Source organism: Streptomyces panaciradicis, assembly GCF_023516615.1.
Taxonomy (GTDB): Bacteria; Actinomycetota; Actinomycetes; order Streptomycetales; family Streptomycetaceae; genus Streptomyces; species Streptomyces panaciradicis.
In genome coordinates this window covers 1-10,626 of the sequence record NZ_JAMGBF010000234.1, presented here as the reverse complement: position 1 = coordinate 10,626, position 10,626 = coordinate 1, and the positions used below count along the sequence as shown (strand labels likewise).

Sequence of the window (10,626 nt, the reverse complement as noted above, 5' to 3'; positions counted from 1 at the left end):
ACGGCCAGCACGCCTACTACCAGCTGATCCACCAGGGCACGAAGCTGATCCCCGCGGACTTCATCGGGTTCGCCGAGCCGGTCGCGGAGCTGAGCGACGGGCTGAAGGCGCAGCACGACCTGCTCATGGCCAACTTCTTCGCGCAGACGCAGGCGCTGGCCTTCGGCAAGACGCCCGACGAGGTGCGGGCGGAGGGCGTGCCGGAGGAGCTGGTGGCCCACAAGACGTTCAAGGGCAACCACCCGACGACCACGATCCTCGCGCGCGAGCTGACGCCGTCCGTACTGGGGCAGCTCATCTCCCTCTACGAGCACAAGGTGTTCGTCCAGGGCGCCGTGTGGAACATCGACTCCTTCGACCAGTGGGGTGTGGAGCTGGGCAAGGTGCTGGCCAAGCGCGTCGAGCCCGCGCTCACGGAGGGCGCGGACGTACCCGGTCTGGACCCCTCCAGCAAGGCGCTGGTGGCCAAGTACCGTGAGCTGCGCGGACGCGGCTGACGACCTCGGTGCCTGAGCGGGGCGGTGCGTGACCGCCCCGCTCAGGCGACAGCGATCAGGCCAGCGCTCAGCCCACCGTGCTCAGGCCACCGCGCTCAACGTGTCCGCCAGGCGCCGCCGTGCCGCCCGGGCCGCCGGAAGTGCGGCGAGTCCCGTCGCGCCCAGTACCGCCGCCGCCCCCAGAAGCACCAGCAGCAGCGGCGACGGAGCCTGGGCGATCCCCGAGCCGATGCCGCTGGACCTGCCCTGGGCGTTGATCAGCCAGTGCGCGAGGGGGGTGCCCAGGGCGGTGCCGGCGAGGGCGGCGGCCAGGGTCGTGCAGCCGGTGGCGGTGACGGTGATCGCGGTGATCTGCCGGGGGGAGAGGCCGATGGCCTTCAGGGCGAGCAGATCGCGTTCGCCCTCGCGGACGGTGCCGCCGATGGCGGTGAGCAGTTCGATCAGGCCGATCAGGGCGAGGACGGCGATCAGCCCGGCCACGACTCCGCGCAGCGGCGAGAGCCCGTCGGCCGGGTTGGTGACGGCGTGCACGTCCAGCCGTCCGTGCCCGGCGGCGGCCAGGCGGGCGGCCACCGCGGCCGGGTCGGCGCCGGGGCGCAGCCGTACCTGGTAGAGGGTCGGGGTCAGCCGGGGGTCGTTCTGGCGGAGGGTGTCGAGGGAGGTGGAGACGACCCGGCCGGCGTTCTCCGGTTCGATGCTGCGGCCGACGATGTGCAGGATCTGCGGCTGGTCGCCGACGGTCAGGCGGACCCAGTCGCCGATCCGCAGGTTCAGCAGGTCGAGCAGGCCCTGCCCGGCCACCGCCTCGTCGTCCCCGCGCGCGGGGCGGCCCTCGGCGAGGGCGTACGGGTAGGGGTCTTCACGGGTGCCCAGGCCGCGCAGGGCGATGGTGGCGGTCTGGCCGGGGACCAGGGCGGCCACCTCCAGGCCCGGGTAGGCGGCGGCGACCTGCGGGTCACGGTCCAGGAGGGCGCGGGTGCCGCGTTCGCTCAGGCCGTCGTTCGCGTGGACGGTGAGGGCGGCCGGCAGACCGATCCGCTCCGGGCTGCTGTGGAAGCGGTCGATGGTGGTCCAGGCGGACATCGCGACGACGATCAGCAGCAGGGGCAGCGCGAGCCGGGCCACGGTGGTCACCGACCGCAGACGGCGGCCGACGACCGTGTGCCAGCCCAGCACCAGCGCGGGCGAGAGCCGGGTGGCGAGCGCGCGCCGGGAGAGCGCGGAGAGCTGCCCGCCCGGCAGCGACGCGGCACGGCCGCCCGGCACCCGCTCTCCCCGGGCGCCGACGGGCCGTACCCCCGGCACCGGCGGCACCCGCCCCGCGCGCCAGGCCGCCAGGCCCGTCGTCGCGCCGATGAACAGCACCGCGCCCACCGGGACGGCGAACAGCGCCGCCGTGTACCCGGGCAGCCCCTGCCGGACGGCGACCGCGTCTCCGAGACGCCCCGGGAAGCTGCTGCCCAGGGTCTCCGTCAGCGCCGCGGCGGACACGGCGCCGAGGAGGGCGTAGGCGAGGTGCTGCGAGAGGAAGATCCGTACGACCTGGCCCGGGGTGAAGCCGATCGCCTTCAGGACCGAGATGTCCCTGAGGTGGCCGCGGATACGGGTGGCGATCGCGCCGTGCACCGCGAGACCGGCGGCGATCAGCGCGCCCAGCCCGAACAGGCCCAGCACCTGGCCCAGCAGCCGGTAGTCGCCCTGGGCCTCGAACCGTGCCTGCTGCCAGGTGGAGACCTCGCCCACCGCTCCGGCGCCGAGGACGGTGACGGCGCGCTGGACGACGTAGTCGGTGTCGGCGGGGTCGGTCAGGCGCAGGCCGATGACCCGGCCGGTCGGGTGGGGCACGGCGGACGGCAGTGCCCAGACCAGGCCCGGCCGCTCGCCCGCGTGATATCGGGGCTCGGCCGCGTCGGCCACGCCCAGGACGGTCACCGTGTGCCCCGTGCCCGGCAGGGTGAGCGTGTCGCCCGGTTCGGCGAGCAGGGCGCGGGCCAGGCTGCTCTCCAGGACCACACCGTCCGGGGTGCGGGAGTTCAGCCAGCGGCCGGAGGTGATCAGGGGCCGGCCGACGGTGGGGCGGTCGGGGGTGGCGCGCAGTTCGACGGCGGCCCGGGTGCCGCGGGAGGCGAGGGTGGCGGAGGCGGTGGCGTAGGGGCCGGCTACGGAGTCGACGCCGTCCAGTCCCGTGAGCCGCCCCACCTCGGCGGACTGGCTGGTGTGGATCCAGACGTGGGCGCCGCGCGACTCGGCGAAGACCCGCTGCCAGGGGTTGGTGGCGTAGCCGAACAGGGCGGTGGCCAGCAGCAGCGACAGCACGATCCCGGCGGTGGCCAGCACCAGGAACAGTGCCTCGCCGCGGTGCGTGCGCAGATCGGAGTGGGCCCAGCGCAGGGTGGCTCGCATGCGGATCAGTGCCTCCGGGGAGCGTCGTACATCCGCATCTCAGTCCCTGAGCTCCAGTACCCCGGATATGCCGCCCTTGCGGGACTTCGGGGCGGCGTCCAGTTCGGCGTCGTCGGCTATGCGGCCGTCGAAGAAGGAGATCACCCGGTCCGCGGCGCTCGCCAGCCGCGCGTCATGGGTGACCAGCACGATCGTCTGGCCGCGTCCGTGGAAGCGGGACAGCAGCCGCATCACCTCGCGGGTGCCCTTGCTGTCGAGGCTGCCGGCGGGCTCGTCGGCGAGCAGCAGGGGAGGGTGGTTGACCAGGGCGCGGGCCAGCGCGACCCGCTGCTGCTCACCGCCGGACAGCTCGCCCGGCAGGCTCCGCTCCTTGCCGTCCAGGCCCAGCTCGGCCAGCAGTTCCTCCCGCTCGGCGCGCGCCCGCTTCGGCGTCACCCCGGCGAGCAGGGCGGGCAGCTCCACGTTGTCGGCGACGGACAGGTTCGAGACCAGGTTGAAGAACTGGAAGACGATGCCGATCCGCTTGCGGCGCTCCACCGCCCAGCGCGCCTCGCTCCAGGCGTCCGCGCTCTTGCCGTCCAGCCAGATGCGGCCGCCGTCGGGCCGTTGCAGGCCGCCCAGCAGATGCAGCAGGGTCGACTTCCCGGCCCCGGACGGGCCGGTGACGGCCAGGAACTCCCCGGGGCGTACGCACAGGTCGACCCCGCGCACCGCGTGCGCCGGGGCGCCCTCGCCGTAATGCGTCTTGACCAGGCCCTCGGCGCGCAGCACGGGAGCGGGACCGTCGTTCACTCCAGCTCCTCCAGCTCTTCCTGGCACCGCTCCAGCCAGTCGAGGTCGGCCTGCAGGTGCAGCATCGCCCCCTCGATCAGCAGATGGGCGACGCGGTTGTCCCGGTCTTCCGCGGCCGCCAGTTTCGACAGCTGCCGCATGGTGTTCAGATACTGGCGCCGCTGTTTGTTGATCAGCGCGATCCGGTCGGCGAGTCCGGTCTGCGGGGCGAGCGCCAGCTTCATGAAGAACTCGTCCCGCACCCGCGGCTCGTCCTCGGGATCCTCGAACCAGACGCGCAGCGCCTGCCGCCCGGCTTCGGTGAGGTGGTAGACCTTTTTGTTGGGTCGGCTCGACTGCTCGACGTCCTCGCCCTCGATCAGGCCTTGCTTCTCGAGACGGCCGAGGGTTACGTAGATCTGGCCGACGTTCGGCTGAGGGTACGCGGAGCCCAGCGTCTGCTCAAGGTGCTGCTTGAGCTCGTAGCCGTGGGCCGGGCCGCGCGCCAGGAGAGCCAGGAGGGGCAGGCGCACGTGTGCAGTCCTCCTGTCGGGTCAATGTGCTCCAGGCCCTAGTATCGCCCATACCTAACAGGTATACATGGCCTCTGACTCCGGGCGAAGACGCCCGGCGCCGGGTGTGCAAGGAGGAACCTATGCGGTGGATGCGTGCCGCGGGTAGGGGCCTCCTCGTTCTCGTCGTGGTCATGGCCGGGTACGTCGCCGCGGGCACCCGGCACGACGCGGCTCCGGCCGACGGCCGCGGACCGCTGATCCTGGCCACCGCGGGCGATCTCACCGGCTATCTCCGCCCCCTGCTCGAGGGCTGGAACCGCACCCACCCCGGCGAGCGGGTGCGGCTCGTCGAGCTCCCCGACTCCGCCGACGAGACCCACGCGCAGATGGTCACCGACCTGCGCGGCGGCGACCGCAGCCGCTTCGACGTCCTCAACATCGACGTCAACTGGACCCCGGAGTTCGCCGCCGCGGGCTGGATCCGTCCGCTGCCGCGCGAGCGCTTCCCGCTCGGCGCCTTCCTCAAGCCCGTCAAGAGCACGGCGACCTACGACGGCCGCCTGTACGCCGTCCCGTACGTCACCAACGCCGGTCTGCTCCTCTACCGCAAGGACATCCTCGCCAAGGAGGGTGTCCCGCCCCCGCGCACCTGGGCCGAGCTGGAGCACGACGCGAAGACCATCGCGCCCAAGTACGGGCTCGACGGCTACGCGGGCCAGTTCCTGCCGTACGAGGGCCTGACGGTGAACGCGGCCGAGGCCGTCTACTCGGCCCACGGCTCGATACTCGGTGACGAGGGCGCGAAGGTCACTGTGAACTCCGCGGCGGCCCGGGAGGGGATCGGCTTCCTCGCGCGCGGGGTCCGCGAGGGCTGGATCCCGAAGGCGGCGCTGACGTACAAGGAGGAGGAGTCCAAGCAGGCCTTCGAGAGCGGCCGGCTGCTCTTCCTGCGCAACTGGCCCTACGCCTACGTCCTCGCCTCGGCCAAGGGCTCCCCGGTCGCCGGGAAGATCGGCGCCGTCCCGCTGCCCGGTCCGGACGGCCCCGGCACGAGCGTCCTCGGCGGCTCCAACCTGGCCGTCAACACCCACGCCCGGCACCCCGACTCGGCAGCGCGCCTGATCGCCTATCTCACGAGCGAGCCCGTGCAGCGCCAGGTCCTCACCCGCGGCGCCCTGCCGCCCGTGCGGGCCGCACTGTACGAGGATCCCGAGCTGATCCGGCGCTTCCCCTACCTCCCCACCCTGCGCAAGAGCGTGCTGTCGGCCATGCCGCGCCCCAAGAGCCCCCGCTACGACCAGGTCAGCCTGGTCGTGCAGGCGGTCGTGCAGGACGCGCTGACGGGGCACGAGACCCCCGCGGCGGCGGTGCGCCGGCTCGCGCGGGAACTGGCCGCGATCCCCGGCCGATAGGCGATCGATAGTTACCTGTTAGGTAACGCGCATATCTCATCTCCCTTCTCTTTGTCCTGTTTGGTCGGCATTTCACGGGCCAACTCGGCAGTAGCTTCTGTTCTCATCGTTGACACCCGTGCGACGCGCCTACATAACATGCATGCATGTTGAGTAAGTACCGCTGGTGGCGTGACGCGGTGATCTATCAGGTGTACGTCCGCAGCTTCCTGGACAGCACCGGCGACGGCGTCGGCGATCTCGCCGGGGTCAGGGCGGGGCTGCCGTACCTGAAGAAGCTGGGCGTCGACGGGATCTGGCTGAGCCCCTTCTACCCGTCCCCGCAGCACGACCACGGCTACGACGTGGCCGACTACTGCGACGTCGACCCGCTCTTCGGCGACCTCGCCGAGTTCGACCTGCTGATGGCCGACGCCCGGCGGCTCGGCGTCAGGGTGCTGCTCGACATCGTGCCCAACCACTGCTCCAGCGAGCACCCGTGGTTCCGCGAGGCGCTGGCGGCCGAGCCCGGCAGCGCGGCCCGCGCCCGCTTCCACTTCGCCGACGGCCGCGGCCCCGAGGGTGCCGAGCCGCCCAACAACTGGCACTCCATGTTCGGCGGCCCCGCGTGGACCAGGGTCGGCGACGGCCAGTGGCACCTGCACATGTTCGCCTCCGAGCAGCCCGACTGGAACTGGCGCAACCCCGAGGTCGGCGCCGAGTTCGACCGGGTGCTGCGCTTCTGGCTGGACCGGGGCGTCGACGGCTTCCGCATCGACGTGGCCGCGGGCCTGTTCAAGCACCCCGCCCTGCCCGACTCCGACGACCCCGAGGCCGACGCCCGCACCCGCGACTCGGTCAACCCGCTCGCCTGGAACCAGCCCGAGGTGCACGAGGTGTGGCGGCACTGGCGGGCCGTGTGCGAGGAGTACACCGACCGGGACGGCCGTGAGCGGCTGCTGGTCGGCGAGGTCTCGGTGCCGACGGCCCGCGAACACGCCCTCTACGTCCGGCCCGACGAGCTGCACCAGGCCTTCTTCTTCGACCTGCTCAGCGCCCCCTGGGACCCGGGCGCCTTCCGCAAGGTCATCTCCGAGGCGATGCAGGACATCGCCGGCACCGGCTCCACGGTCACCTGGGTGCTCAACAACCACGACCAGGTCCGCACCGTCACCCGCTACGGAGAGCCCGCCACCGAGGGCAGCGGCCTCGGCGCCGCCCGCGCCCGCGCCGCCGCGCTGCTGATGCTCGCGCTGCCCGGAGCCGCGTACATCTACCAGGGCGAGGAACTTGGCCTGCCCGAGGTCGTCGACCTGCCCGACGACGTGCTCACCGACCCGATCTTCCGGCGCACCGGCAGCCGGGCCCGCATCCGCGACGGCTGCCGCGTCCCGCTGCCGTGGTCCGGACAGGCCTCGCCCTTCGGCTTCACCTCCGGCGCCGAGACCGCCCGCCCCTGGCTGCCACAGCCCTCCTACTTCGCCGAGTACGCCACCGACCGCGCCCTCGCCGACACCCGCTCTTTCTGGCACCTGTACCGCGACGGCCTGCAACTGCGTTCCTCCCTGCCCCAGTTGGGCGAGGGCACGCTGCGCTGGCTGGACACCCCGCCCGGCGTCCTCGCCTTCGAGCGCGGCGACGGCCTGGTCTGCGCCGTCAACTTCGGTACGGCGCCAACCCCCGCGCCGATCTCCGGCACCCCGCTGCTGTCCAGCGGCCCCTGCCCGGCCGGCGTCCTGCCCGGCTCCACGGCCGCCTGGTGGCTCGCCGACCTCCGCACCGCGGCCTCTCAAACCTGACTGCTCGTCAGTTACCCACCCCTGAAAGGGACATCAACGATGATGCGACGACGTACGACCCTGCTCACCGGCTGCACCGCCCTCGCCCTCGCCCTGGGCGCGACCGCCTGCGGAGGCGGCGGCCCGGTCTCCGCGGGCGGCGGCGACAAGGCCCTCGGCGGCCAGACCGTCACCGTGGCCGGCGTGTGGACCGGCAGCGAGCAGAAGAACTTCCAGAAGGTCCTCGACGCGTTCAGCGCGAAGACCGGCGCCAAGACGCAGTTCATCTCCACCGGCGACAACGTCTCCACCGTCGTCGGCAGCAAGATCGAGGGCGGCAACGCCCCCGACGTCGTGATGGTCCCGCAGGTCGGCGTGTTGCAGCAGTTTGCCAAGAAGGGCTGGCTCACCCCCCTCTCGTCCACCACCGAGAAGGCCGTGGACGCCGGCTACGCCCCCGTCTGGAAGAAGTACGGCAGCGTCGACGGCCGCCTGTACGGCCTCTACTTCAAGGCCGCCCACAAGTCGACCGTCTGGTACAGCCCCGACGCCCTGAACCAGGCCGGCGTCAAGCCGCCGAAGACGTACGACGAGATGCTGAAGGCCGGCCGCACCGTCTCCGACTCCGGGCTCGCCGCGTTCTCGGTCGCCGGCCAGGACGGCTGGACCCTCACCGACTGGTTCGAGAACATCTACCTCTCCCAGGCCGGTCCCGAGAAGTACGACGCCCTGGCCGCCCACAAGCTGAAGTGGACGGACGCGAGCGTGGTGAAGGCGCTGGGCACGCTCGGCAAGCTGTTCAAGGACAGGCAGCTGGTGGCCGGCGGCCAGAAGGAGGCCCTGAACACCGACTTCCCCGGCTCGGTGGAGAAGGTGTTCGGACCGAAGCCCGAGGCGGGCATGGTCTACGAGGGCGACTTCGTCGCCGGGGTCGCGCACGACCAGTTCGGCAAGACCATCGGCACCGACGCGAACTTCTTCCCCTTCCCCGCGGTCGACGGCGGCAAGGCGCCCGTCGTCAGCGGCGGTGACGCGGCCGTCGTACTCAAGGACGGCAAGAACGCCAAGGCCGGCATGAAGCTCCTGGAGTACCTGGCCACCCCGGAGGCCGCGGCCGTGTGGGCGAAGGCGGGCGGCTTCCTGTCCCCGAACAAGAAGCTCGACCTCGCCCAGTACGGCGACGACGTCACCCGCGCCACCGCCAAGTCCCTCGTCGCGGCCGGGGACACGGTCCGCTTCGACATGTCCGACCAGGCGCCGGCGGCCTTCGGCGGCACCAAGGGCGCGGGCGAGTGGAAGCTGCTGCAGGACTTCCTGCGCGACCCGTCCGACCCGAAGGGCACCGCGGCCCGCCTGGAGACCGCGGCCGCCAAGGCGTACCAGGGCTGACGCGCCATGACCGCGACCCTGGTGAAAGAGACGAGCCCGCCCGCCGCCGGCCTGGTCGAGCGCGCCCGGCGCTCCCGGCGGCGGGCCCGGATCGTCGCCCTGCTCTTCGTCTTCCCGGCGCTGCTCCTGCTCGGCGCGCTGGTCGTCTACCCGGTGCTCTTCTCCATCGGCCGCAGCTTCTTCGACGCCTCCGGCACCCGCTTCGTGGGCGGCGACAACTACGCCGAGATGTTCCGCGACCCGGCCACCCTCAAGGCCGTCCGTAACACGGCCATCTGGGTCGTGGTCGCCCCGGCGCTGCTGACCGGCCTCGGCCTGATCCTCGCCGTGCTGGTGGAGAAGGTGCGCTGGGCCACGGCCTTCAAGCTGCTGCTGTTCATGCCGATGGCGGTGTCCTTCCTGGCCGCCGGCATCATCTTCCGCCTCGCCTACGACCAGGACCCGGACAAGGGCGTCCTGAACGCCGCCGTGGTCGGCGTGCACGACACCTTCGCGGGCACGTCGCACTACCCGACCGCCCGGGTCCGCCCGAACCAGGGGCTGACGGCGGGCAAGGACGGCTCGTACCGCACGAGCGCGACCGCGAAGCCCGGCGACTCGGTCGGCCTCGGGCTGGTCGGCGTCGCGCCCAAGGACCTGCCGGCCGGCGCCCGGCCCGCCTACCCGGCGGCCCACCGCACGGCGGCCGCCGACGAACTGCGCGGCGTCGTCTACCTGGACTTCACGCCCGGCGGAGGAGGCCGGCCGGGGACGGTCGACAAGCGGGAGAGCGGGCTGCCGGAGATGAAGGTCGAGGCGGTGCGCGACGACGGGAGCACCGCCGCCGCGACGACCACCGCGGCCGACGGCTCCTTCCGCTTCACCGGCCTCACCTCGGGCTCGTACACGGTGAAGCTGCCGGCCTCGAACTTCGCCCCGCCCTACCAGGGCGTCTCCTGGCTCGGGCCGGCGCTCGTGACGCCGGCGATCATCGGGGCGTACGTGTGGATCTGGACGGGATTCGCGATGGTGCTGATCGGGGCGGGGCTGTCCGCCCTTCCCCGGGACGCGCTGGAGGCGGCGCGGATGGACGGGGCCAACGAGTGGCAGATCTTCCGCCGCATCACCGTCCCGCTCCTCGCCCCCGTCCTCACCGTGGTGTTCGTGACGCTGCTGATCAACGTGATGAAGGTCTTCGACCTCGTCTACATCATCGCGCCCGGTGACGTGGCGGAGGACGCGAACGTGCTCGCCACGCAGATGTGGCTGGTGTCCTTCGGCGGCGGCAACAACCAGGGCCTGGGCAGCGCGCTGGGCGTCCTGCTCCTGCTCCTGGTCGTCCCCGCCATGGTCCTCAACGTCCGTCGTTTCCGAAGGAGTCAGCGATGAACGCGGTGCGACGCGGTCTGTCCAGCTCTCTGGTGCAGGCCTTCCTCGTCCTGGTCGGCCTGGTGTGGCTGACACCGCTCGCGGGGCTGTTCATGTCCTCGCTGCGGTCGTCCGAGGACTCGGCGAGCAGCGGCTGGTGGACGGCGTTCACCAGTCCCGGCCGGCTGTCCTTCGACAACTACTCGGCGCTGCTGAGGAACGCGGGCATCACGCAGGCGTTCTGGAACACCGTGCTGATCTCGGTCCCGGCCACCGTCCTCGTCGTCGTCCTCGCGGCGCTCGCCGGATACGCCTTCGCCTGGCTGGACTTCCCCGGACGCGAGGCCGTCTTCCTGGTCGTCGTCGCCCTGCTGGTGGTGCCGGTCCAGATCGGTTTGCTGCCGGTCGCCAAACTCTTCGGCGAACTGGGGCTGTTCGGCACGATCCCCGGCGTGGTGCTCTTCCACGTGGCGTACGGACTGCCGTTCGCGGTGTTCCTGCTGCGCAACTACTTCGCCGAGATGCCGAAGGAGAT

The 10,626-nt window shown here is 72.0% G+C and carries 9 protein-coding genes; 6 read left to right on the top strand and 3 right to left on the bottom strand.

From position 1 onward, the window contains the following. Positions 1 to 497: phosphoglucose isomerase-related protein (locus M8J74_RS42285; protein WP_505016721.1), on the top strand; the 497-nt coding region annotated here is incomplete at its 5' end. A gap of 81 nt (positions 498 to 578) precedes the next feature. Here the strand turns inward: M8J74_RS42285 and M8J74_RS42280 are convergent. Genes M8J74_RS42280 through M8J74_RS42270 form a run of 3 tightly spaced genes read right to left on the bottom strand, consistent with a single transcriptional unit; the run spans position 579 to position 4,204 of the window. Then, complete coding sequence (locus tag M8J74_RS42280; protein WP_249841481.1) at positions 579 to 2,900, bottom strand: ABC transporter permease; 2,322 nt, start codon at positions 2,898 to 2,900, stop codon at positions 579 to 581. 39 nt (positions 2,901 to 2,939) lie between these two features. Beyond that, positions 2,940 to 3,692 (bottom strand): ABC transporter ATP-binding protein, encoded by a 753-nt coding sequence (locus M8J74_RS42275; protein ID WP_249841480.1) that lies wholly within the window; start codon positions 3,690 to 3,692, stop codon positions 2,940 to 2,942. After that, on the bottom strand, positions 3,689 to 4,204 hold the full coding sequence (locus M8J74_RS42270) for a PadR family transcriptional regulator (protein ID WP_058926010.1): 516 nt from the start codon (positions 4,202 to 4,204) through the stop codon (positions 3,689 to 3,691). The genes M8J74_RS42275 and M8J74_RS42270 overlap by 4 nt, the downstream gene beginning before the upstream one ends. A 122-nt stretch (positions 4,205 to 4,326) precedes the next feature. On the opposite strand from M8J74_RS42270, the gene M8J74_RS42265 reads away from it, so the two are divergent. From M8J74_RS42265 to M8J74_RS42245, 5 genes are all read left to right on the top strand, one after another. Further along, entirely contained in the window at positions 4,327 to 5,598 is a 1,272-nt protein-coding gene (locus M8J74_RS42265) for an ABC transporter substrate-binding protein (protein WP_249841479.1), read from the top strand. 146 nt (positions 5,599 to 5,744) lie between these two features. Next, positions 5,745 to 7,376 carry a glycoside hydrolase family 13 protein gene (locus M8J74_RS42260; RefSeq protein WP_249841478.1) on the top strand — a complete coding sequence of 544 codons (1,632 nt, stop codon included), beginning with the start codon at positions 5,745 to 5,747 and terminating at the stop codon, positions 7,374 to 7,376. Between the two features lie 39 nt (positions 7,377 to 7,415). Beyond that, positions 7,416 to 8,744 (top strand): ABC transporter substrate-binding protein, encoded by a 1,329-nt coding sequence (locus tag M8J74_RS42255; RefSeq protein WP_249841477.1) that lies wholly within the window; start codon positions 7,416 to 7,418, stop codon positions 8,742 to 8,744. Between the two features lie 6 nt (positions 8,745 to 8,750). Beyond that, positions 8,751 to 10,112 carry a carbohydrate ABC transporter permease gene (locus M8J74_RS42250; protein WP_249841476.1) on the top strand — a complete coding sequence of 454 codons (1,362 nt, stop codon included), beginning with the start codon at positions 8,751 to 8,753 and terminating at the stop codon, positions 10,110 to 10,112. Beyond that, positions 10,109 to 10,626 (top strand): carbohydrate ABC transporter permease (locus M8J74_RS42245; protein ID WP_372500433.1); only part of this gene is annotated, 518 nt, incomplete at its 3' end. The genes M8J74_RS42250 and M8J74_RS42245, both read left to right, overlap by 4 nt.